This is a genomic window from Gemmatimonadota bacterium (assembly GCA_026387915.1).
Taxonomy (GTDB): domain Bacteria; phylum Gemmatimonadota; class Gemmatimonadetes; order Gemmatimonadales; family Gemmatimonadaceae; genus Fen-1231.
The window spans coordinates 235471-256939 of the sequence record JAPLKS010000009.1 but is presented as its reverse complement, the minus strand read 5'-3'; the positions used below and the strand labels follow the sequence as shown (position 1 = coordinate 256939).

The following is a 21469-nucleotide window of genomic DNA, read 5'->3' as shown; positions in this document are numbered from 1 at the left end:
AGCCACACTATGGCAACGAAGAACGCCTCGAAGGTCGCGCCGTTGGCCGACCGAGTCGTCGTCAAGCCGCTCGAAGAAGCGGAGCAGATGCGCGGCGGGTTGTACATCCCCGACACCGCCAAGGAAAAGCCGCAGCAGGGTGAAGTGGTCGCGGTTGGCCCGGGTCGCACCGAAGACGGCAAGCGCGTGCCGATGGAAGTGAAGGCCGGCGACAAGGTTCTGTATGGCAAGTACAGCGGCACCGAAGTGACCGTCGCTGGCGAACAGATGCTCATCCTCCGCGAGAGCGACATTCTCGCGGTCGTTTCCTGATATCCGTCCTCTGAGGGCAATAGACTATGGCTGCAAAGGAACTGCATTTCAACGTTGAGGCTCGCGCAGCGCTCAAGCGCGGCGTGGACCAGCTCGCCGAGGCCGTGAAGGTCACGCTCGGCCCGAAGGGTCGTAATGTCGTGATCGACAAGAAGTTCGGCGCGCCGACGGTGACCAAGGACGGCGTGACGGTTGCCAAGGAAATCGAGCTCTCCGATCCGATCGAAAACATGGGCGCGCAGATGGTGAAGGAAGTCGCGACCAAGACCAGCGACAACGCGGGCGACGGTACGACGACCGCCACCGTGCTGGCGCAGGCGATCTTCCGCGAAGGCCTCAAGAACGTGACGGCCGGCGCGAACCCGATGGCGATCAAGCGCGGCATCGACAAGGCCGTCATCGCCATCATCGAGGAGCTCAAGAAGATCTCCGTCCCGACGAGTGGCAAGAAGGAAATCGCCCAGGTCGGTTCGATCTCCGCGAACAACGACAAGGAAATCGGCGACCTGATCGCCGACGCGATGGAGAAAGTGGGCAAGGACGGCGTCATCACGGTTGAAGAAGCCCGTGGCCTTGAGACGACGCTCGAGACGGTGGACGGCATGCAGTTCGACCGCGGCTACCTCTCGCCCTATTTCATCACCGATCCGGACAAGATGGAAGCCGTCCTCGAAGACGCCTACATCCTGATCCACGACAAGAAGGTCGCGTCGATGAAGGATCTCCTCCCGGTATTGGAGAAAGTCGCGCAGACCGGCAAGCCGCTGCTCATCATCTCGGAAGATGTCGAGGGTGAGGCGCTCGCCACGCTGGTCGTGAACAAGATTCGTGGCACGCTCAAGATTGCCGCCGTGAAGGCCCCGGGCTTCGGCGATCGTCGCAAGTCGATGCTCGAAGACATCGCGGTGCTCACCAACGGCAACGTGATCTCCGAAGAAGTCGGCTTCAAGCTCGAAAACGCCGTGCTCACCGATCTCGGCCGCGCCAAGCGCATCGTGATCGACAAGGACAACACGACGATCATCGACGGCGCCGGCGACGAAGACAAGATTTCCGGCCGCATCAAGGAAATCGAAGTCGCCATCGAGAAGAGCACGAGCGACTACGACAAGGAAAAGCTCCAGGAGCGTAAGGCCAAGCTCGCCGGCGGTGTTGCGGTGATCAATGTTGGCGCCGCGACCGAGAGCGAGATGAAGGAAAAGAAGGCTCGCGTCGAAGACGCGCTGCACGCCACGCGTGCCGCCGTTGAAGAAGGCATCGTCCCCGGCGGCGGCGTCGCACTCGTGCGCGCGCAGGTTGCCCTCAAGGGCATGAAGCTCGATCACGACGAACAGATCGGCGTCGACATCATCCGTCGCGCCATCGAAGAGCCGATCCGCATGATTGTCTATAATGCGGGTGGCGAAGGCTCGATCGTCGTGGAGAAGGTGCGCGCCTCGAAGGACAAGAACTTCGGCTACAACGCCCTCACGGACGTGTACGAAGATCTCGTCGTCGCGGGCGTCATCGATCCGACGAAGGTGACCCGCACGGCGTTGCAGAACGCCGCGTCGATCGCCTCGCTCCTCCTCACGACGGAAGCGCTGATCGTCGAGAAGAAGGAAAACCACCCGCCGCAGATGCCGCAGGGTGGCGGCGGTGGCATGGGCGGGATGTACTAGCCCAGCGCTCGTAGCTGGGATGGAAAGAGGGGCGGCGCTTGTGCGCCGCCCCTCTTTTTCTCACAACGGCGAGTAGCCAGTCGACGGAAACGCCAAAACGGACAACGGTAAACCGTAAACGGTTGTCCGTTGTCCGTTATCCGTTGTCCGCCCCACCGCACGCAGTTCTACGCCCAGCCTGTTCGCAACGGTAAACGGTCTAGCGAAAACCGCCTACTGCTGTTGTCTTTCCCTCTCACGCCAGCGGTATCAACGCATCCGCCTTGTCGTTCCCATCCACTGCCGTCACCAACGACCGCAACAACCCGTCCCGCACGTCGAACACCGCGCCGTGCAACAACGGCGTCGCGTTGCGCGACCACGCCGTCTGCACCACTGGCGTGCGTGCGAGATTCACCACTTGATGCAACACGTTGAGTTCCACCAAGCGATTGAATCGGTCGTCCACCGTCGGCAAGTCGCGTAATTCATCACGGTGGCGGCGCTGTACGTCGCGCACATCGCCGAGCCAGTTATCCACCAGCCCGAGACCCTGGCCCTGGCCAGCGTCCATCGCGGCCTGCACGCCGCCGCAACCGTAGTGGCCCACCACGAGCACATGGCGCACGCGGAGGACTTCCACCGCGTACTCCAGCACCGACAGCACGTTAAGGTCAGCCGGAAACACCTGATTGGCCACGTTGCGGTGCACAAACATCTCGCCTGGCGCAGCGCCGGAAAGCAGTTCGAGCGGCACGCGGCTATCCGAGCACCCGATCGCCAAGAAATGCGGGGTTTGCGCACGCGAGCGTTCCAAGAAGAACGCCGGATCGTCGCGCGTCATGCGTTCGGCCCATGCGCGGTTGTTTTCGAAGAGGCGGGTCAGATTGAGCATGAGAGCACACGGTGAAGGTCATGCCACAAACAATGAGAGGCGGGCGGAAGTTCCGAACCGCACCGCAACCCGGCCTACGATGGCGCGCGAAAATCCGGATAGCTCGCAATCTGCCGCTGTTGCTCCATCACAATCACCTGCATCGGAATCCCCGGCGGGTCCAAGAGCAGCACGGCCTTGTGTTCGTCCACGCGCATGATCACCCCCGACACGTCCACCTCACGTCGATGGAACCGAATGGTACCCGCGAGCTCACTGTTCAGCTCCGGCATGGGTTTGTGGGGGATGCGAAACGCGACCCCTCGTTCGGAGGCGTCAATCACTTCGGCGGTCACGCCGCCGATGTTGAACTTCGGTCGGACTTTCGGTGGGTAATACACGCGGTAAAAATCGCGTTTGTTGTGGCCTTGGCTCATGTGGCGAAATATCGGTTTGGGGTCACCGTTTTTCGAGTCCCTGTGGCGCTAAATCGCCAACTCAAACTGCCGCGCTCCAGCGGAGGGGTCGCCGAACGGGCCGGCGGGCAGGTCCTGCGGTGCCGCGGTGACCCGCACGGCGCATCGTGCACGGCGGAGCATCCGCTCCACCGCGCTGGTGGCGTGCAGCGGCGTGTTGTTCGTCTCCGAGAGGTGCAGGAGCACCACGTCACGCCACCGCGCGCACGCGGCCGCCGCGAGCGCGTCCGCGCTCTGTCGGTTGCTCAGATGCCCGCGGTCGCTCGCCACCCGCCGTTGGAGGTGCAACGGGTAGGGACCGGTGCGCAGCATCTCCTCGTCGTGATTCGACTCGAGCATTACTAAGTCCAGATCGCCAAGCACCGCAGCGAGCGAGGGCGGCATGCATCCGAGGTCATGCGCCACGCAGGCGCGAAATCCGGTGCGCGTGTCGGTCGCCACCACCGCCGTTGGTCCTGCGGCATCATGCGGCACCGGCACCAGCGTGACCTCAATGTCGCCGATCACCAACGAGGCCCCTGCGGCAATCGCCGTGGACTGGCCGGCATCAAGATCGCCAATGCCGCCGAGCGTCTCAGCGCTGCCGTATACGGGCCACCGCCATTTGGGCACGGCCACGCCGAGTCCCCGAATGTGGTCGATGTGCTCGTGCGTGATGATCACCGCATTGATGGACTCGGGCGCCACGCCCGTCAGTGCGAGACGGCGCGCCAGCGTGCGCGCGGAGTAGCCGGCGTCAATCAAGAGGCGTGTCTCGCCGCTCTCGAGAACAATGGCGTTGCCTCGACTGCCGCTGCCCAGCGTCCAGGCTCTCACGCGCGGGGCTGGCTCCGCTGCCAGGCGGCGCGAAGGAGCGCGCGCCCGGCGTCATCTAGCGTGATATCACGGCGCGCCATCACGCGCGCGGTGACGCTCAAAAACTTCTCGAGTTCCCACCGCGCGAATGGCTCTTGCTCGCCCCACGCAAAGGGCGGCACGTACTTCGGCGTGATGCCTGAGCCAAACACATTCGCACCGGCGCCAATCACGCACCCAGTGGTCAGGCGCGACCCAATGCCGAGTTTGACATGATCACCAATAAACGATCCAAGACGCGGCATCCCGCTCGAGCGCACCCCCGACGGCGTCCAGAGCGCCACGTCGCCGTAGCTGTTCTTGAGATTGCTCGTGATCGTAACAGCGCCGAGGTTCGCCCAGCGCCCAATCACCGAATGTCCCACAAAGCCGTCGTGCACCTTGTTGGCGTGCCCAAAAAAAATCGTCGCGCTCACTTCACCATGAACGCGCGTGCTGGGCCCAATCGAACTGCCGGCAATCCGACCGCCGGCCACGAGCGCATCCACGCCGACGATGCATGGGCCCTCGAGCCGAGTGAACGCGGCAACGCGTGCGCCGGCCTGTACGAGTACGGCGCCGTACGTCGTGTCGAATAACACGTACGGCTCCACGTAGGCGCCGCGCGCCACGAGGGCATCGTGCGCGCCGAGGACTGCGGCGTGGGCCGGCGGCGCCTCCGCATCGCCGGCGAGCAGCGGAATGTCCGAGTGCAGCATCTCGCCGAGGTGCCGCGTCAAATCCCACACATCGTGCAGCCACCAGCCGCGGAGTTCGGCGCCGCCGTCCGTGGCGAGCGAGTCGAGACCCAACGAACCGTCGGCGAGCCGTTGCGTGTCGAGCGGTGCGGTGAGTCGCACCGCGGCCACTCGGCCGTCGCATCGCCACACGGTAGATCCCGCATCGAGGACGCCGTCGAGTGCCGCGGCAAAACGGGCATTCACGAGCAGGGTCCCAGCCTCGAGCGTCGTCGCGTGAATCGCGGGTGGGCCGTCGAACTCCGCGAACGTCGCGAGATGGGGCGCGCTCACAAACCCCGTGGCGCGCGCCGCGGCAACGCGCTCCCACCGTTCGCGGAGCAACGCGCCGCCCGCGCGGAGTTCGCCCACGGGCCGCGTGTGCGCAAAGGGTTCGAAGGCGCGCGCGGTCGCGTCGTCGTACAGCACCAGCCGCGCGGTCATCGGTGGCGCACGTGTTCGGGCAGGGAATCGAGCAGGGTCTTCAGATCTGCCGCGCGATCCACGGTGGTCACCAACGTGAGACCATTCGCGGAGACGACCACGAGGTCCTCAACGCCGTACAGCACAACGGTTGAGTCATCGGCATGCACCACATTGTTCCGCGCATCGCGTAAGTGCGTGGGGCCTGACACGGCGTTGCCAGCCGCGTCGCGTTGCCGCACCGACCGCAACGCCGACCACGTCCCGACATCGCTCCAGCCAAAGTCGCCAGCGAGCACCATCACGCGCGACGAACGCTCCAATACGCCAACGTCAATCGCAATGGATTTCACGGCGGAGAAGAACGCGGTCATCGACGTCGCCTGTGCGCGCGCCGCCGGCGCCACCTCAGGACAGTGCGCCTCGATTTCATCGAGCAGGTCGCCCGCGCGCCACGCAAAGATCCCTGAGTTCCAGAGGCAGCCCGCTGCCACCAACTCCACCGCGCGTTCACGCGACGGTTTTTCGATGAACCGCGCCACGCGCCGCACGGCACCGCGCACCACGGCACCGGGCTCGATGTAGCCAAGTCCTGGATCCGCGTGCTGCGGCACAATTCCCACCGTCACCAAGGCGCGCTCCTCGCGCGCAGCCGTGGCCGCCGCCAGCAGCGACGTCCGAAACGCCTCGACATCGCCAATGGCCCAATCAGCATGCACGGAGAGCATCACTGCATCGCGTCCACCGCGGCGCGCCACCTCAAGCGCGGCCCACGTGAGCGCCGCCGCGGTGCCGGCTGGCTTTGGCTCTGCGATCACATTCTCCGCGGGGAGTTCCGACAGCTCGCGCCGCACGGCGTCGGCGAGCGTCGCGTTGGTCAGCACGAGCGTCTGCGACGGCGGTGCAATCGTCGCGAGCCGCGTGATCGTGTCGCGCAACATCGAGAACTCAGAAATCAGCGGCAACAACTGCTTGGGGCGCTCAGGGGTGCTGAGCGGCCAAAAGCGCGAGCCAATGCCGCCCGCGAGCACCACAATCCAAGGGGTATCGGTCATGCGGGGGTGGAACCGGCGGCGCCGGTCAACTCCATTACCCGCGCTAGCAGGCGCTTGGGGCTAAAAGGCTTGGTCATAAAATCGGCGGCGCCAAGTCGCATGGCTTCGTCAAAGCGTTGGTCTTGGCCGGCCGCCGTGAGGATCATACAGGGGAGCTTCGCCCAGCGCGGATCCGCGCGCATCGCCGCGAGCACCTCGAGCCCCGTTTTGACCGGCATCATCAGGTCGAGGAGCACCAGCTCAATGTCGGGGTATTGCTCAAGGGCCCGTAATGCTTCGCCCCCGTCGTACACGAGGGTGACGCGGAACGGTCCCAGTTCGAGCTTGGTCTGAATGATGCGCCCAATGTGCGGCTCATCGTCGGCCACCAGCACATGATGGCTCACCGGCGGTTGCCCCGTCTGGTACGGCTCACACCAACGCCGCGATGTTCGCGCGATTCCGGCGCAGTTCGTACAACAACTGACCGAGGTCGGCGCTGGGTTGCACGAGCACCAGCAGGACGGCATCGGGGGAGAGGCACGACACCACGGCTAGGCTGTGCTCAAGCTCAAGGACAGCCGTCTGGAGCGCCCCGCGTTCGGCGGACGCCCCAAGCTCGTCCGCAAACTGGATGATGGACGGGACATGCGCCGCCACATGCTCGGCGTCGAGCCCCGGAACGACCTGGCTGTCAATCAAGAGGCCGTCGCGGCCGAGGATCACTGCCGCCTCGACCCCTTCGCGCTGCCGGATGGCGGCGACGAGGTCCCGAATCGTGGGCATCGCGGCTCCAGTGGAAAGGTTGACGAAGTGTACCTATCACCCGAATGAAGTCAAGCGTCTGATTCGCTTGAACTTGGACCCTCTTCTGGATACACTACTCTGCATCCGATGACCCAACACGCCTATACAGTTGTCGCTCCGCTTCGCCGGGCGACCCTTCTCTGCGCCCTGATCGGGGTTGCCGCGGCAGCTTCCGCCTGCTCCGATCCCTACGCGATGAAGGCACAGTACACCAACGCGACCCAGATTTTTGTGGTGCACGCCCTGTCGGGCTCGGCGCTCAATTTCTCGTCTGCGCTCTCGCTGCCAGCCAAGGCCACCACAAAAGTGGATGGCTCCTTCTCGTTTGATGTCGCGTTCGACCTCAACGCCAAGGGCGACGTCGTCTTCCTGCCGCCTCACACTGTTGGGGAGAACCCACTGGGGAACCGGCAGGTCGGCATCCAAAAGGCCACGACCACCTATGACTTGGTGACGTTGGCTCCGACCGCTGGCTACACGTACGACTCCGTGACCGTTGCCAAGCGCGGCGAGACGGTGATCGTGCAGGCCCCGTCGACCACCTGTAGCTTGTACGCGCTGCCGTATCTGTACGCCAAGGTCGTGGTCGATTCCATTGATCTGACCACGCGCACGCTGTACGGCCGCACGACGATCAACAGCAACTGCACCTTCCGGTCGCTCGAGGCCGGTCTCCCCACGAAGTAATGCACGATCCACGGATGGTGCGCGAGCAGGCCGACGCACTCCGCGACGGTATGCGTCGCCGCGGGAAGCTCGACGCATTGGGGCCGCTAATTGATCGCGCCGAAGCGCTCGACCGCGATCGCAGAACGGCCATTCAGGCGGTGGAAGAGCGGAAAGCCGCGCGGAACGCCGCCAGTCAGCAAGTGGCGCGTCTCAAGAAGGCAGGGGAGTCGGCGGACGATTTGGTGGCAAGCACCCGCGTGCTCGGCGAGGAAATCGCTCGCCTCGAGCAGGAGTTGGGCGCCGCGCAGAATGAGCTCGACGCGATTCTCCTCGAACTCCCCAATCTCCCGCTCCCCGAAGTTCCCGAGGGCGACGAGTCGCACAACACCGTGGTTCGCTCCTGGGGCGAGCCGCGCGCGGCCGAATCTGTAAAGCCGCACTGGGAAGTGGGCGAGTCGCTGCGGCTGATTGACCTCGCCGCTGGCGCCAAAATCTCCGGCTCTGGCTTTATCGTGTATCGCGGCATGGGCGCTCGGCTCCAACGCGCCCTCATGAACTTTATGCTCGACTTGCATACGGGCGAGCACGGGTACGACGAGCGCTGGGTTCCCCTGTTTGTGAATCGCGACTCGATGGTGGGCACGGGACAGCTGCCGAAGTTCGAGGAGGATATGTACGCCCTCCGCGACGACGCGCTCTTTGCCATTCCGACCGCCGAAGTGCCGCTGACGAACGTGATGCACGACGAGCTGATTGATGGCGCCCAGCTCCCGATTGCGCTCACGGCTTGGAGTGCGTGCTTCCGTCGCGAAGCTGGGGCCGCTGGTAAAGACACGCGCGGCCTGCTCCGCGTGCACCAATTCGATAAAGTCGAACTGGTGCGTTTTACGGCGCCCGAGGATTCCGCCGCGCAGTTGGAACTGCTCACCGGTCATGCCGAGCGCGTGCTCCAGTTGCTGGGCCTCCCGTATCGCGTGCTGTTGCTGGCGGCAGGCGACACCGGATTCTCGAGCGCCAAGACGTACGACCTCGAGGTGTTTGCGCCGGGCGTCGGCAAGTGGCTCGAAGTGTCGAGTTGCTCCAACTTTGGTGAGTTCCAAGCGCGTCGCGCGAATATCCGGTACCGCCCGGCGAAGGGTGAGAAGCCGCGATTCGTCCACACGCTCAATGGGTCGGCGCTCGCGTTTCCGCGCGTGGTCGCGGCCATTCTCGAGCACTATCAACAGCCCGACGGCACTGTCTTGGTGCCAGACGTGTTGCGCCCACTGCTCGGCACCGACGTGTTGCGCTAGCCCATGAAACGGAGCGCGCCGGTCGTCATTGTTGCGGTCGGCCTGCTGCTCGTGCTCGGGTCCTTGTTGTGGTACACCCAGTTGGTCGTCGGCCAGCTGCGGGAGGAATCAGCCACCGCTGGGCGGATGTATGCGCAGGCCTTCGGCGCGCTCGCTGATCCGCAGGGTGACGGTGCCGATTTCGCGCTCATCGATGTGACCAAGGGCATTGATCGGCTCGGCGTTCCATTGATCGTCACCGATCCTTCTGGTCGGCCGAGCGCCTCGGCCAATCTGCCGTTCGTCGCGTCTATTCACGATCCGCAGGTCGCAGACTACGTGCGTGAACTCGACCGCGCCAACAAGCCCGTGCGCCTTCCCGGCGGCGGCGCGGTGCACTTTGGCAACTCCAAGCTCGTGCGCGGGATGCGGGTGATTCCGGTATTGCAGGTCGCGATGATCGGCGTGCTGCTGATTACCGGCGTTGTCATTATGAGCACGCGCAATCGTGCCGACCGCGAAAGCGTCTTTGCGGGCATGGCACGGGAGTCAGCGCATCAGCTGGGAACGCCGCTCAGCAGCCTCAGCGGGTGGGTGGAGCTCCTGCGCGATCGCGACGACGCGATGGTGGTGCAGGCAGTGCCGCACATGATCAAGGACGTCGAGCGCTTGGAGCGCGTGGCGCACCGATTTGAGCGCATCGGACGACCGCCCAAACGCGAGCGGGTGGAGTTGGGCGCCGTTGCCGGCGATGTGGTGACCTACTTCTCGGCGCGGGTGCCGACACTCGCGCATCCCATCATCATCTCGCTCGAGAAGGGCGACGACCCTATCAAAATTGCCGGCGATCGGGTGCTGCTCGAGTGGGCCATTGAATCGTTGGTCAAGAATGCCATCGACGCGCTGGCGGGGCGCGGCGGGTCGATTGTGGTGAGCCTCACACCGGCCGCAGGGAGCGGTGTCCGGCTGCGCGTGGCGGACGACGGGCCGGGCATTCCCAAGGCGCTGCGGCGTAAGATATTTGCCGCCGGCTTCACCACCAAAGAGCGGGGGTGGGGGATTGGGCTCGCGCTCACACGGCGCATCGTCGAAGACAATCACGGCGGTCGTCTGGTTCTGGTGCCCTCCGACCGCGGCGCTGTATTCGACGTTATTTTGCCGGGATGACTCTCGCACACTCCGCCGGGCCCGCACTCAATCCGGCGCAGCAACAAGCCGTCGATCACACCGAGGGGCCGTTGCTCGTGCTCGCCGGCGCCGGTTCCGGCAAAACGCGCGTCCTCACCACCCGCATCGCGCGACTCGTGCACGAGGGTCACGCGCGGGCGTCGCAGATTCTCGCGGTCACGTTCACCAATAAGGCCGCAGGGGAGATGCGCGAGCGCATCACCCGCCAGCTCGGTGATCAGCCCGCCGGTATGTGGATTGGCACCTTTCACTCCATTGGCGCACGCTTTGTGCGCGCCCACGCGGATCGCGTTGGGCGCACCAGCGCATTCACCATCTACGACGAAGACGATACCCTCGCCGTCGCCAAGCGGCTGATGGAGCGTCACCGGATTTCGTCCAAGACGTGGGCGCCGCGCGCCATCACCGACGCCGTGTCGGAGGCGCGCAACGCGCTCGTGTCGCCGGAGGAATACGCCCGCCTCGCCTTCACGCCGCTCGCCAAGGCCGTCGCGCCGCTCTATGCGGACTGGGACGCGGCCTTCCGTGCCGCGAACGCCATTTCGTTTGACGACCTGCTCTGGCTGCCGGTGCAGATTCTCCAGCAGAACGCCGACGTGCTCGCACAGTGGGCGGGGCGATTCAAATTCGTGCTGGTCGACGAATACCAAGACACCAACCACGCGCAGTACGAGTTGATCCGTTTGCTCGCGAGTGTGAATCGCAACGTCGCGGTCGTGGGCGACGACGATCAGGCGATCTACGGCTGGCGCGGCGCCGACGTTCGCAACATTCTCGAGTTCGAGCGCGATTGGCCCGACGCCACCGTGGTGCGCCTCGAGGAGAACTATCGGTCGTCGCCGGGCATCCTCGACCTCGCCAATGCCGTGATCGCGGACAACACCGGCCGGCGCGGCAAGACGCTGCGCGCCACGCGTCCCGCTGGCGACCCCGTCACATTGCTGACGGCATTGGACGACCGCGACGAAGCCGATTCCATTGTCGAGGACATCCTCGCACGTACGTCGCGCGGCGGTACCACCGCGGCGGACATCGCCATTTTGTATCGCACCAACGCGCAGAGCCGTCCGCTCGAAGAATCGCTGCGGCGGCGCTTGGTGCCGTACCGCATTGTGGGCGCGGTGCGTTTCTACGATCGTCGTGAAATTCGTGATCTCGTCGCGTGGCTGCGCCTCGTCGCCAATCCGGCCGACGAGGAAGCCTTCCGGCGTGCCATTGGTGCCCCGCGTCGCGGCGTTGGAGATGCGACGGTGGAACTGCTCGCCATCGCCGCACGCGAGGCGGGGATCTCACTGCTCGACGCGGCGCGACGTCCCGAGCTGATCGGTGGGGCCCGCGCGTCCACGCGCGGCACGCTCGAGGAGTTTGCGGTGCTCTTTGAGGAACTCCGCGTCTTGGCGTCCGACGCCAGCGTCGATCGCCTGCTCGCCGAGATCGTCGATCGCAGCGGCTATGGCGACGCGCTGCGCGCCGAAGGCCCCGAGGGGCTCGAGCGCCTCGAGAACGTGGCCGAACTCATTCGCAGTGCGGCCGAAACGGTGATCGAAGATGGCGGCGAAGTTGGACTGCGGCCGTTGGATCATTTTCTGCAGCGCGCCTCGCTCGTTGCGGGACTCGACCAACTTGGGCCGGATGCCGACGCCGTAACGCTGATGACCTTGCATACCGCCAAGGGGCTCGAGTTTCCGGTGGTCTACATCGGTGGCCTGGAGCAGGGCCTCTTTCCGCTCAGTCGCTCACTCGACGACCCCGAAGCGCTCGAGGAAGAACGTCGCCTGTTCTACGTGGGCATCACACGCGCCGAACGAGTGTTGCAACTCTCGTGGGCGCGGAGCCGTCGTCGGAACGGTGAGCTGATGCAGTCGGTGCTCTCGAGCTTCATCTCGCCAGCCACCGAGAAGTTACTCACCCCCATCGCGACCATTCGCCTGCGCGCGAGTGGACGTAGTGCGGCCCTGCGTCCCGTGCGCGAGCCCACCGCGTGGGCCGATGACACCCCGCGGCTCGGCTGGCACGCCGATCGCGCCCGCGAGAAGCCCGTGGAGTTTGAGGAGATGTCGCAGGACGTGCCCGCGTTCGCCAAGGGCGAACGGGTGCGTCATAAAACATTTGGGTCGGGCACCATCGCAGAGTTCTCCGGCAACGGCCGCGATCTCAAAGTCACGGTGGACTTCGACGACGACGAAGTCGGACGCAAACGGCTCGTCGCAGCCTTCGCGGGGCTCGAGCGGGGATTCGAATAGTGAGCGTCTCTCGCGAGGACGTGCGCCATGTGGCGCAGTTGGCACGCCTCGGTGTGCCTCCAGAGCAACTCGACGCGCTCGTGGCAGAGTTGAGTGGGATTCTCGGTCATATGGACACGCTGCAGGGCGCGGATACGAGCGCCGTCAGCGCCGACGTAGACGCGCACCCAGGGCTCGTACGCCGGCCGGACGAAGGCCCCGCCACACCACTCGACCGCACCCGCGAGAGTTTTGCACCGCTCATGCGCGACGGATTCTTTCTCGTGCCGCGTCTGGCCACGCACGACGGCGCCGAGGAGGAGTCGTGACCGCGCCGTGGCTCGAACAGCGCGCCGCGGACATCGCCGCCGCGGTACGCGACGGACGCGTCACAAGCGCCGCGCTCACCGAAGCGAGCTTTGCCCGCGCCACGACCGTCGGTGCGGGGAAGGACGGTCTCAACTGCATCATCTCCGCGGATCGCGACGCATCGCTGCGCCAGGCAGCCGCAGCGCCGATGGGCGGCGCGCTCGCTGGCGTGCCCGTCGTGATCAAGGACAACATCGCGACCACCTTCCTTACCACGAGCTGCGGATCGAACGTGCTCGCAGGATACGTGAGTCCGTACAGCGCCACAGTGGTGGAGCGGCTACGCGCCGCCGGTGCGGTGCTCGTCGGTAAGTCCAATATGGACGAGTTCGCGATGGGCTCTTCCAACGAGCACAGCGCCTTTGGCCCCGCGCGAAATCCTATCGACCCATCTCGCGTGCCAGGCGGTTCGTCCGGCGGATCCGCCGCCGCAGTCGCGGCGGGGATTGCCCCCATCGCACTCGGCTCCGAGACCGGAGGATCGGTTCGACAGCCAGCGTCATTCTGTGGCATTGTCGGTGTCAAACCCACCTACGGCCGCGTCAGTCGGTTCGGCCTCGTCGCGTTCGCATCATCGCTCGACAACGTCGGCGTGTTCGGACGCACGGTAGATGATGCCGCCCTCACGCTCGAAGTGATCGCCGGCGATGATACGGCCCACGATTCAACGTCAGCGCCGCGCCCAGCGCCGGTGCTGCGTACCACCGACACCGACCTCACGGGCGTCGTCATCGGCAAACCGGTCGAATACTTTCCGTCGTCGCTCGCTCCCGAAATACGTGCGCACTGCGAGCGCGCACTTGATGCGTTGCGGGCCCGCGGCGCTACTGTGCGCGATGTGTCGTTGCCGCATACCGACTACGCGATCCCCGCCTATTACATCATTGCGCCCGCTGAGTGCTCGGCGAACCTCGCGCGCTTTGATGGGGTCCGCTACGGCCTCCGTGTGGACGGCGACGGCGTGCGCGCGATGTACGAAGCCACGCGCAGTCGCGGCTTCGGCGCCGAGGTCACGCGTCGCATTCTGCTCGGCACCTACGTGCTCTCGGCCGGCTACTACGACGCCTACTACCGCAAAGCGATGCAGGTGCGGGAGCTCATTCGTCGCGACTTCGATGCGGTGTGGGCGTCCGGCGTGCATGCGTTGTTCACGCCCACGGCACCCACCACCGCCTTTCCGATTGGCGCCATTTCAGATCCGTACGAGATGTACCTGAGCGACATCTTCACGGTCACGGCCAATCTGGCCGAGCTGCCGGCGATGTCCGTCCCCATCGGCCGCACCGACGCGCTACCGGTGGGCGGACAGATTCTCGCCGCCAAGTTCGACGAAGCCACGATGTTCCGAGTGGCGTACGCGCTAGAGCATGCGCTCGGCAAGGATGCGCACGCATGAGCGCCCATCGTTACGAAATGGTCGTAGGGCTCGAGGTGCACGTGCATCTCAAAACGCGCACCAAAATCTTCTGCCGCTGTTCGACCAATTTCGGCGACGCGCCCAACGCCAATACCTGCCCGGTGTGTCTCGCGCTCCCCGGTGCATTGCCGGTGCTCAATGACCACGCCGTGGAACTCGCCACGCGAGCCGCGCTCGCCCTCGAGTGCACTGTGTATGAGCGCTCGGTGTTCGCCCGCAAGAACTATTTCTATCCCGATCTCCCCAAGGGATATCAGATCTCGCAGTTCGATCGGCCGCTCGCCGAACGGGGACGCGTGGTGCTCCCTGACGGGCGCGCAATCACGATCACCCGCATTCACATGGAAGAGGACGCGGGGAAGTCCGTGCACGATCGCTTTGCCGGCTTCACGGCCATTGATCTCAATCGCTCGGGAGTGCCGCTCGTCGAAATCGTGAGCGAGCCGGAAATTCGCAGTAGCGCCGAGGCCGGCGCATATCTGCGCGCGCTGCGCGAGGTGTTGCTCTTTGCCGATGTGTCGGACTGCTCCATGGAAGAAGGTAGCTTGCGCGTCGATGCCAACGTGAGCGCACGACTTCCTGGCGAAACGGCATTTCGCACGCGGACGGAAATCAAGAACCTCAACTCGTTCTCGAATGTCGAGCGGGCGCTTGAGGTAGAGTTCGCGCGCCACTGTGCCGTGCATGATGCCGGTGGCGTGATCGTGCAGCAGACGATGTTGTTCGACGCTGGGCGCGGTACCGTGCGGCCGGCGCGTTCCAAGGAAGAGAGCCACGACTACCGCTACTTCCCAGATCCGGATCTCCCGCCACTCGTGCTCGCGCCGGCATACATCGCTGCGCACCGCGCGGCGCTTCCGGAGTTTCCCGCGGCCCGACGTGAGCGCTATCGCCGCGACTTCGGTATCACCGCCGCCGATGCGGAGGTCCTGACGGCCTCACGCGCCGTCGGCGATTATTTCGAACACACCGCTGCCGCTGCGGGCGACGGAAAGGCCGCCGCCAACTGGGTGACGGGAGAAGTCCTCGCCGCACTCAACGAAACAGGCGCCACAATCGACAGCTTCCCCGTGACGGCCGCACGACTCGGCGCGTTGATCGCCCTGGTTCGCGACGGCGTATTGAGTGGAACTGCCGCGAAGACCGTACTGGATACCATGCACCGCGATGCGGCCGACCCGCGGGCGATCGCCGAACGGGACGGTCTCTTGCAAGTCGGCGACGATGCACAGCTTCGTGCGTGGATCGACGACGTGTGGGCCGAACACGCCGACGAAGCCGCGCGATTCATGGGCGGCGAAGCGCGCTTGCAGGGCGTGCTGGTGGGATTCGTGATGAAGAAGTCCAACCGGAGCGCCGATCCCAAAAAGGTGAATCAGCTCTTGGCGGAACGCGGCAAGTAAAGCGGGTCGGTGAGCGCGCGCGCATAGGGCAGGGTCGCGGCCGGGAGTCCGAACTGCTGCGTGGCCTCTTCGCGCACGGCGTCCTCGCCACCGCGCCGCCGCGCGCCACGGCGCACCTGCTTGGCGGTGCGCAACGCGACGTCGCCTGAGGGATCCAGTGCAAACGGTTCCGACTTGGCGTCGCGCGAGAGAAAATCCATGATGAAGTCGTACGAGCGCGACAAATGCCCAGCCACCACCGGCTCTTCGAGGTCCCATCGGCTATTCTCGACGAGCACCGAGAACACCCGCTGCCAACTATCGGAGTCCGTGACCACTACCATCCCGCGAAAAATGCGGCGGTTGGTTGGCGTGCTAAAAATGGTGGGACTCAAAATGACGTCGAGGTGCTCGTCGCTGCGCCCGTGGTCGAGCCGAATGATGTCATGCGCCCGAGCGGGATAGCGTTCACTCAAGTGCGTCTCAAACCGACTCTCCCAATACGAGTGGCCGAGCGCCGTGGTGCTCGAGGTCACCGCCAACTGATGCGGCACAAAGTAATTGTGTGCCACCGCGTCGGCCGCGAGGTGCGCGAGGTAGCCAAAGGCAAACGCCTGTAACGGCTCATCGTTGGCACGTTCCAGAATCTCAAGTCCCACGGCCCACGAGTGACAATGGCGGCCGAATCGCGCGTACTTCTTGGCAATGCTCGTGTCCGCAGCGATCGAGCCGTAGAGAAAGTCCTGCGGATGGGCGCGGAGCAACGCCGCGATCGCAGGCGGCAACAACGCCGCCGTGCGCAACACCGCCTCGCCGAGCAGGATGTGCGTCCCAGGCGTCCAGGCAAAGGCGTCCGATGGCCACAGCACAAGCAACGCGACGGCGCACAGCGTCGCGGTCCCCCAGAACGGGAGGACCGAGCGCGACTTACTCTCCATCCGGCGGCGTAGAGTCGCTGCCACCGTCGGGCGACGCACCACCGTCACGCCGGCGACGCCGGGGCCGACGCTTCCGCTTGCGCAGTTCGTTGATCTTCTCGGCGCCCCACTCCACGCCGCTAATCGCCGAACCCGTCAAATCCGCCACCCGGTCCGCCTGATTGGTCACGCGGCCCACCAGCGAGTTGACGTCGTCGAGCCGACGTCCAAAATCTTCGAGCCGGCGCTCAAACGTGGCGTGCGCGCGTTGTACCGATCGGCGAACCGCCAGCAAGGCGACCACCAGCATCGCCACCAGAACCAACACGAGAATCGAGGTCAGTCCACCCGCCGTAAATACGAGCTCCTCGAACGGCGTGCGAATGGGGGGGAGCTGGCGAACCAAGATGGTGTCGCGGGCCGTCGTCGCGGCCTGCTCCAGAAGTGCCGGAAATGCGAGGTGAATCGTCATATCCTCGATAGTAGGTCGATGATCGTCACAGGGCAAGCAATCCCGTGCTTCCCCTGTGTCACGTCGGCGCAGTCACCCCACGATCGGATTCATTCTCGAGTGCTGCCATGAGCGCCGTCCAGTTCCTCGTTGAAGGCGGTCGCCGCCTCTCCGGCTCCATCCGGCCAAGCGGCAACAAAAACGCCGCGTTGCCCATTGTCGCGGCCACGCTGCTCACCGATCAGCCGGTGACGCTCACCAACGTGCCGCGCATTCGCGACATCGAAACGCTCGTCGAACTCGTCCGCACCACGGGCGCCGAGGCCGAGTGGACGGAGCGCAACACACTCCGCGTGCACGCGAAGAATGTCAGCGCGTCCTCGCTCGATCCTGTGATGTGCGCGCGCATTCGCGCCTCCATCCTCCTCGCCGCGCCGATGCTCGCGCGCTGTGGACGCGTGGAACTCTCGCCGCCCGGCGGGGACGTCATCGGCCGCCGTCGCCTCGACACGCACTTTCTCGCCCTCGAAGAACTCGGCGCCAAGCACGTGTTCACCGATCGCATCGTCTTCACCACGCAGGGACTGCGAGGCGCCGACGTCTTTCTCGATGAACCCAGCGTCACCGGCACCGAAAACGCGCTGATGGCCGCCGTCGCCGCCACCGGTACCACGGTGTTGCGGAACGCCGCCTGCGAACCGCACGTGCAGGATCTCTGCCACTTTCTCGTAGCGATGGGCGCCCGCATCGAGGGCATCGGCACCAACGTCGTCACCATCCACGGCGGCGCACCCCTCGGCAGCGCCACGCACGCCATCGGACCCGACCACATTGAAGTCGGTTCGTTCATCGGTCTCGCAGCGGTCACGCGCTCCGAACTGCGCATCGAGCGCGCGGGCGTCGAGCACCTGCGGTCCGTGCGCATGGGCTTTGACCGGCTGGGTATTCGCACCGTCGCTGACGGCGATGACCTAATCGTGCCAGCCGACCAATCGCTTGAGATTCAAAGTGACCTCGGCGGGCACGTGCCCAAGCTCGAAGATCAGCCATGGCCCGCCTTTCCCGCCGACGTGATGTCCATCGCCATCGTGGCCGCCACGCAGTGCTCGGGCATTATCCTCATGCACGAAAAAATGTTCGAGTCGCGCATGTTCTTTGTAGATAAGCTTGTGGGCATGGGCGCCCGCATTGTGTTGTGCGATCCACACCGCGCTCTCGTGGCCGGGCCCAGCGAACTGCGCGCCGCCACAGTGGAAAGCCCCGACATTCGCGCCGGTATGGCCATGCTCATTGCTGCGATGTGTGCGAAAGGGGAGAGCACGATCAACAACGTCGGGCAGATCGACCGCGGCTACGAACGCATCGATGAACGGCTCAATGCCTTGGGCGCCAATATCCGGCGCGTCGAGGCCCCGAGTCGTTGATGGGGGTGGCACCACTCGCGCCGCGCGATCACATCCCGGAGTTGGAGTCGCTCGGCGTCACCGCGTTTACCACCACGCGTGCCGCCGGCGACTTTGTGCTTGCTGAACCAACGCCTGCAGCGGACTGCGTCGCGCGCTGGGAGTCGCTGGCGGCATCACTCGAGCCGGCGGCCACACGACTCGCGAGTGCCAAGCAGGTGCATGGCACCGACGTGCTACTGCACAGCCCTGACTGGCTCGGTTGGCGCCGTGCCAATGGGGCGGATGGTCATCTCACCACCGCCCGCGGCTCCGCGCTTGCCGTGACCATCGCGGATTGCGTCCCCGTCTTTCTGGCCCATCCGAGCGGCCCGATTGGACTGCTCCACGCCGGCTGGCGCGGCACAGCGGACCGCATCGTCCCTCGCGCGCTCACCCAGTTTGCGGGCGCCGGTGTGGACGTCACGCAGCTCCACGTGCACCTCGGGCCAGCGATCTGCGGTCGTTGTTACGAGGTGTCGCCGGATGTCTTTGAGCGCCTCACCGGCTGGACCACTATCCGGCATCGCCACGTGGACTTGCGGGCCTTGCTGGCGGAACAGGCCAAGGAACACGGCGTGGCACGCGTGACGGCGAGCCCGTATTGCACCCGCTGCGACAACGACCGCTACTTCTCGCACCGAGCCGGCGATGCCGGCCGCCAGGTGGCCGTCATCGCCCAATCGGAGATCGCGCCATAAGGCCGAGCGGGGGGTGAGGGGGCTTGCTCCACCGCCTCACCGCCAGTATCATTGTATGTCTGACCGACGAGTCTGGACGCCGGCCGATGTGGGGGAAGTTCTCCCCACATTTTTTTGTCTCTGTTCCTATCGGTGACGTAACGTGAAGCAAGCGCTGGAACCCATTGTGGTTGCTGAACTTGACGCACTGGGAATGGACCTCGTGGAATTCCGCGTCGGGGGTTCTCGGAGTCGTCCGGTTCTCGATATTCGCATTGACCGTCGTGATCTCGAGAAGGTACAGGTAGGCGACTGTGAACGGGCGTCACGCGCGATCGAAGCCAAGTTGGATGCGTCGCCGGGCTTGGTGGATAGCCGGTACGTGCTGGAAGTGTCGTCGCCTGGCATGGAGCGCCCCGTGCGCAACATCGCTGAGTGGCGTCGGTTTGTAGGACGACGGGCCAGCGTCAAGAGCCCGCGTTTTGCGTCGGTGGGCGGCCGTGTCGAAGTCGACATTGTCGCCGTAACGGGAACGGACGGGCACGAGCAGATCGTGGTGCGCGACCTCAAAGGAAACGAACATCAGCTGGCGTTGGCGGACGTGCAGGAAGCCCGCCTCGTCTTTCACTGGAAACCGTAGGAGTTCTGGATGGCCGGTTCAACCGAAATCCTCAACGCGATTCGTGAGCTTGCGAATCTCAAGCAGATCGAGCGCAGCGAGCTGCACGAGCTGTTGCAGGATGGTATCAATGCGGCCCTCGCCAAGAAGCACGGCGTGACCGTGAACGCGGAAGTCGACATCGACGAGCTCAAGGGCGATATCAAAATCGTCCTGCTCAAGACGGTCGTCGAAACGGTCGAGGACCCCGCGCGCGAAATCATTCTGGAAGAAGCGCGGTTCGAGGACCCCGACTATCAGCTCGGCGACGTGATGGAAATTCCCGTCGACTTCGCGGAGTTCGGTCGTTCCGCCGTGCAGGCCGCCAAGCAGCGCATCATTCAGCGCGTCCGTGAAGGCGAGCGCACCAAGATTCGCGACGAATTCACCTCGCGGCAGGGCGACCTGCTGTCCGGGGAAATTCAGCAGATCGAGCGTGGCAAGATCGTCATCATGCTCAATAAGTTCCGCGAAGCCGAAGCCATCATTCCGTATCGCGAGCAGAACCATCGCGAGGATTACAAGCAGGGCGAGCCCATTCGCGCCGTGCTCAAGAAGATCGAGGAAACGCCCAAGGGGCCGCGTCTCGTGCTGTCGCGCGCCGACCCGCTCTTTGTGAAGGCGCTCTTCAAGCTCGAAGTGCCGGAAATTCAGCAGGGCATTGTCGAAATCAAAGCCGCCTCGCGCGAAGTGGGCAGCCGCACCAAGATCGCCGTCGTCTCGCGTGATGAGTCGATTGATCCGGTGGGCGCGTGCGTCGGGCTCAAGGGCGCGCGTGTGCAGGCCGTCGTGCAGGAACTCGGCGGCGAGCGCATCGACATTGTGCCGTGGTCGGCTGACCCGGAGCGTTTTGCCAAGCTCGCGCTCGCGCCCGCCAAGGTGGCGCGCGTGTTCAGCGACGCCGCGACCAAAACCATTCAGGCCGTTGTCGACGAAGACCAGCTCTCGCTGGCCATCGGCCGCAACGGACAGAACGTGCGCCTCGCCTCGGAACTCACCGAGTGGAAGATCGACCTGTACTCGAGCCGCGAATGGCTCGAGCGCGGTGGCGATGTGCCGCTCTTTGCGCCGTTGCCGGACGAAGACGCGGCCGATGTGCAGCTCAGCGAAATCGAAGGACTCCCGCCCGCCACGGTGGCGGTGCTCGAGGCCGGCGGCTATCGCACGCTCAACGACATCATCGACCTCGAGCGCGAGGATTTCCTCAAGCTCCCCGGCATCGCGCCGGAAGAGGCTGATCGCATCATGAAGATGATTGACGAACTCACCGACGACGAAGCAGACGACGTGGCCGCTGAGACGCCCGCCGCGCCCGACGCGCCGCAGGGGTGATGAACGACGCCAGTTGGAAGCGCGTGCTGGGGCTCGTTGGGCTTGGCGTGCGCGGCCGACTGGCGGTGGTGGGTGTGGATCGGGTGAGGGAGGCAGCGGGCAAGGGGACGCTTCGGCTGGCCATTGTGGCCGGCGACGCATCATCCAACAGCCGCGACAAAGTCGTGCCGCTCCTCACGGCAAAGCGGGTCCCGATTGTAGACGGAGCCGCCGCAGTCGCGCTGGGTGGCGCGACGGGGCGGGAAACGACGGCGGTGGTTGGCATCGTCGACGTGCAGTTGGCGAAGGGCATTCGCGCCATCGTCGATGGCGCAAATGCGTGATCGCATAACGG

23 protein-coding genes are annotated in these 21469 nt (G+C 64.9%); 14 read left to right on the top strand and 9 right to left on the bottom strand.

The window, feature by feature from the left end; genetic code table 11:
- Positions 1-9: 9 nt before the first annotated feature.
- Both groES and groL read left to right on the top strand, forming a co-directional pair.
- Positions 10-312, top strand: a complete 303-nt coding sequence (gene groES / locus NTZ43_05340; protein MCX5766630.1) for a co-chaperone GroES — start codon at positions 10-12, stop codon at positions 310-312.
- 26 nt (positions 313-338) lie between these two features.
- Positions 339-1973, top strand: coding sequence for a chaperonin GroEL (groL, locus tag NTZ43_05335; GenBank protein MCX5766629.1), 1635 nt, complete (start codon positions 339-341; stop codon positions 1971-1973).
- Positions 1974-2208: 235 nt separating this feature from the next.
- On the opposite strand, the gene NTZ43_05330 is transcribed toward groL, so the two are convergent.
- From NTZ43_05330 to NTZ43_05300, 7 genes are all read right to left on the bottom strand, one after another.
- Positions 2209-2847 carry a carbonic anhydrase gene (locus tag NTZ43_05330; GenBank protein MCX5766628.1) on the bottom strand — a complete coding sequence of 213 codons (639 nt, stop codon included), beginning with the start codon at positions 2845-2847 and terminating at the stop codon, positions 2209-2211.
- 74 nt (positions 2848-2921) lie between these two features.
- Positions 2922-3263, bottom strand: coding sequence for a PilZ domain-containing protein (locus NTZ43_05325; protein MCX5766627.1), 342 nt, complete (start codon positions 3261-3263; stop codon positions 2922-2924).
- A 48-nt stretch (positions 3264-3311) separates the two neighbouring features.
- Positions 3312-4118, bottom strand: coding sequence for an MBL fold metallo-hydrolase (locus NTZ43_05320; protein ID MCX5766626.1), 807 nt, complete (start codon positions 4116-4118; stop codon positions 3312-3314).
- Positions 4115-5317: a putative sugar nucleotidyl transferase gene (locus NTZ43_05315; protein MCX5766625.1), complete on the bottom strand. Its 1203-nt coding sequence runs from the start codon at positions 5315-5317 to the stop codon at positions 4115-4117. Before NTZ43_05315 ends, NTZ43_05320 begins: the two co-directional genes overlap by 4 nt.
- Complete coding sequence (locus NTZ43_05310; GenBank protein MCX5766624.1) at positions 5314-6351, bottom strand: sugar phosphate nucleotidyltransferase; 1038 nt, start codon at positions 6349-6351, stop codon at positions 5314-5316. Before NTZ43_05310 ends, NTZ43_05315 begins: the two co-directional genes overlap by 4 nt.
- The gene (locus NTZ43_05305; protein MCX5766623.1) at positions 6348-6737 is read right to left on the bottom strand and encodes a response regulator; all 390 of its coding nucleotides are present in this window, start codon (positions 6735-6737) and stop codon (positions 6348-6350) included. Before NTZ43_05305 ends, NTZ43_05310 begins: the two co-directional genes overlap by 4 nt.
- Positions 6738-6762: 25 nt before the next feature.
- Complete coding sequence (locus NTZ43_05300) at positions 6763-7116, bottom strand: roadblock/LC7 domain-containing protein (GenBank protein ID MCX5766622.1); 354 nt, start codon at positions 7114-7116, stop codon at positions 6763-6765.
- A gap of 108 nt (positions 7117-7224) precedes the next feature.
- Here NTZ43_05300 and NTZ43_05295 point away from each other — a divergent pair, with 108 nt between their 5' ends.
- Genes NTZ43_05295 through gatB form a run of 7 tightly spaced genes read left to right on the top strand, consistent with a single transcriptional unit; the run spans position 7225 to position 15676 of the window.
- Positions 7225-7824, top strand: a complete 600-nt coding sequence (locus NTZ43_05295) for a hypothetical protein (GenBank protein MCX5766621.1) — start codon at positions 7225-7227, stop codon at positions 7822-7824.
- Complete coding sequence (gene serS, locus NTZ43_05290; GenBank protein MCX5766620.1) at positions 7824-9098, top strand: serine--tRNA ligase; 1275 nt, start codon at positions 7824-7826, stop codon at positions 9096-9098. Before NTZ43_05295 ends, serS begins: the two co-directional genes overlap by 1 nt.
- A 3-nt stretch (positions 9099-9101) precedes the next feature.
- A complete protein-coding gene (locus NTZ43_05285) occupies positions 9102-10244 on the top strand; it encodes a HAMP domain-containing sensor histidine kinase (protein MCX5766619.1) in 1143 nt (380 codons plus the stop codon).
- On the top strand, positions 10241-12508 hold the full coding sequence (locus NTZ43_05280; protein MCX5766618.1) for a UvrD-helicase domain-containing protein: 2268 nt from the start codon (positions 10241-10243) through the stop codon (positions 12506-12508). The genes NTZ43_05285 and NTZ43_05280 overlap by 4 nt, the downstream gene beginning before the upstream one ends.
- Entirely contained in the window at positions 12508-12816 is a 309-nt protein-coding gene (locus NTZ43_05275; GenBank protein ID MCX5766617.1) for an aspartyl/glutamyl-tRNA amidotransferase subunit C, read from the top strand. Before NTZ43_05280 ends, NTZ43_05275 begins: the two co-directional genes overlap by 1 nt.
- A complete protein-coding gene (gene gatA / locus NTZ43_05270) occupies positions 12813-14252 on the top strand; it encodes an Asp-tRNA(Asn)/Glu-tRNA(Gln) amidotransferase subunit GatA (GenBank protein ID MCX5766616.1) in 1440 nt (479 codons plus the stop codon). The genes NTZ43_05275 and gatA overlap by 4 nt, the downstream gene beginning before the upstream one ends.
- Positions 14249-15676, top strand: a complete 1428-nt coding sequence (gene gatB / locus NTZ43_05265; protein ID MCX5766615.1) for an Asp-tRNA(Asn)/Glu-tRNA(Gln) amidotransferase subunit GatB — start codon at positions 14249-14251, stop codon at positions 15674-15676. Before gatA ends, gatB begins: the two co-directional genes overlap by 4 nt.
- Here gatB and NTZ43_05260 read toward each other — a convergent pair.
- Positions 15649-16617, bottom strand: coding sequence for a zinc dependent phospholipase C family protein (locus tag NTZ43_05260; GenBank protein MCX5766614.1), 969 nt, complete (start codon positions 16615-16617; stop codon positions 15649-15651). The genes gatB and NTZ43_05260 overlap by 28 nt on opposite strands.
- Positions 16583-17044, bottom strand: coding sequence for a hypothetical protein (locus tag NTZ43_05255; GenBank protein ID MCX5766613.1), 462 nt, complete (start codon positions 17042-17044; stop codon positions 16583-16585). Before NTZ43_05255 ends, NTZ43_05260 begins: the two co-directional genes overlap by 35 nt.
- Positions 17045-17151: 107 nt before the next feature.
- Between NTZ43_05255 and murA the strand changes: the two genes are divergently transcribed.
- The 5 genes from murA to NTZ43_05230 all read left to right on the top strand — a co-directional run bounded on the left by murA (position 17152) and on the right by NTZ43_05230 (position 21458).
- Entirely contained in the window at positions 17152-18447 is a 1296-nt protein-coding gene (gene murA, locus NTZ43_05250) for a UDP-N-acetylglucosamine 1-carboxyvinyltransferase (protein ID MCX5766612.1), read from the top strand.
- A gap of 5 nt (positions 18448-18452) precedes the next feature.
- Positions 18453-19166: a polyphenol oxidase family protein gene (locus tag NTZ43_05245; GenBank protein ID MCX5766611.1), complete on the top strand. Its 714-nt coding sequence runs from the start codon at positions 18453-18455 to the stop codon at positions 19164-19166.
- A gap of 142 nt (positions 19167-19308) precedes the next feature.
- Complete coding sequence (locus tag NTZ43_05240) at positions 19309-19785, top strand: hypothetical protein (GenBank protein MCX5766610.1); 477 nt, start codon at positions 19309-19311, stop codon at positions 19783-19785.
- 9 nt (positions 19786-19794) lie between these two features.
- Complete coding sequence (gene nusA / locus NTZ43_05235) at positions 19795-21135, top strand: transcription termination factor NusA (GenBank protein MCX5766609.1); 1341 nt, start codon at positions 19795-19797, stop codon at positions 21133-21135.
- Positions 21135-21458, top strand: coding sequence for a ribosomal L7Ae/L30e/S12e/Gadd45 family protein (locus NTZ43_05230; GenBank protein ID MCX5766608.1), 324 nt, complete (start codon positions 21135-21137; stop codon positions 21456-21458). The genes nusA and NTZ43_05230 overlap by 1 nt, the downstream gene beginning before the upstream one ends.
- The last annotated feature ends 11 nt before the right edge of the window (positions 21459-21469 follow it).

What these genes read in the sequence shown, in the direction of transcription:
- NTZ43_05315 (MCX5766625.1), bottom strand. Translation starts at nt 5,317, where the DNA reads ATGACCGCGCGGCTGGTGCTGTACGACGACGCGACCGCGCGCGCCTTC.
- NTZ43_05300 (MCX5766622.1), bottom strand. Translation starts at nt 7,116, where the DNA reads ATGCCCACGATTCGGGACCTCGTCGCCGCCATCCGGCAGCGCGAAGGG.
- NTZ43_05295 (MCX5766621.1), top strand. Translation starts at nt 7,225, where the DNA reads ATGACCCAACACGCCTATACAGTTGTCGCTCCGCTTCGCCGGGCGACC.
- gatB (MCX5766615.1), top strand. Translation starts at nt 14,249, where the DNA reads ATGAGCGCCCATCGTTACGAAATGGTCGTAGGGCTCGAGGTGCACGTG.
- NTZ43_05325 (MCX5766627.1), bottom strand. Translation starts at nt 3,263, where the DNA reads ATGAGCCAAGGCCACAACAAACGCGATTTTTACCGCGTGTATTACCCA.
- NTZ43_05330 (MCX5766628.1), bottom strand. Translation starts at nt 2,847, where the DNA reads ATGCTCAATCTGACCCGCCTCTTCGAAAACAACCGCGCATGGGCCGAA.
- NTZ43_05280 (MCX5766618.1), top strand. Translation starts at nt 10,241, where the DNA reads ATGACTCTCGCACACTCCGCCGGGCCCGCACTCAATCCGGCGCAGCAA.
- NTZ43_05285 (MCX5766619.1), top strand. Translation starts at nt 9,102, where the DNA reads ATGAAACGGAGCGCGCCGGTCGTCATTGTTGCGGTCGGCCTGCTGCTC.
- NTZ43_05310 (MCX5766624.1), bottom strand. Translation starts at nt 6,351, where the DNA reads ATGACCGATACCCCTTGGATTGTGGTGCTCGCGGGCGGCATTGGCTCG.
- nusA (MCX5766609.1), top strand. Translation starts at nt 19,795, where the DNA reads ATGGCCGGTTCAACCGAAATCCTCAACGCGATTCGTGAGCTTGCGAAT.
- groES (MCX5766630.1), top strand. Translation starts at nt 10, where the DNA reads ATGGCAACGAAGAACGCCTCGAAGGTCGCGCCGTTGGCCGACCGAGTC.
- murA (MCX5766612.1), top strand. Translation starts at nt 17,152, where the DNA reads ATGAGCGCCGTCCAGTTCCTCGTTGAAGGCGGTCGCCGCCTCTCCGGC.
- NTZ43_05230 (MCX5766608.1), top strand. Translation starts at nt 21,135, where the DNA reads ATGAACGACGCCAGTTGGAAGCGCGTGCTGGGGCTCGTTGGGCTTGGC.
- NTZ43_05255 (MCX5766613.1), bottom strand. Translation starts at nt 17,044, where the DNA reads ATGACGATTCACCTCGCATTTCCGGCACTTCTGGAGCAGGCCGCGACG.
- serS (MCX5766620.1), top strand. Translation starts at nt 7,824, where the DNA reads ATGCACGATCCACGGATGGTGCGCGAGCAGGCCGACGCACTCCGCGAC.
- groL (MCX5766629.1), top strand. Translation starts at nt 339, where the DNA reads ATGGCTGCAAAGGAACTGCATTTCAACGTTGAGGCTCGCGCAGCGCTC.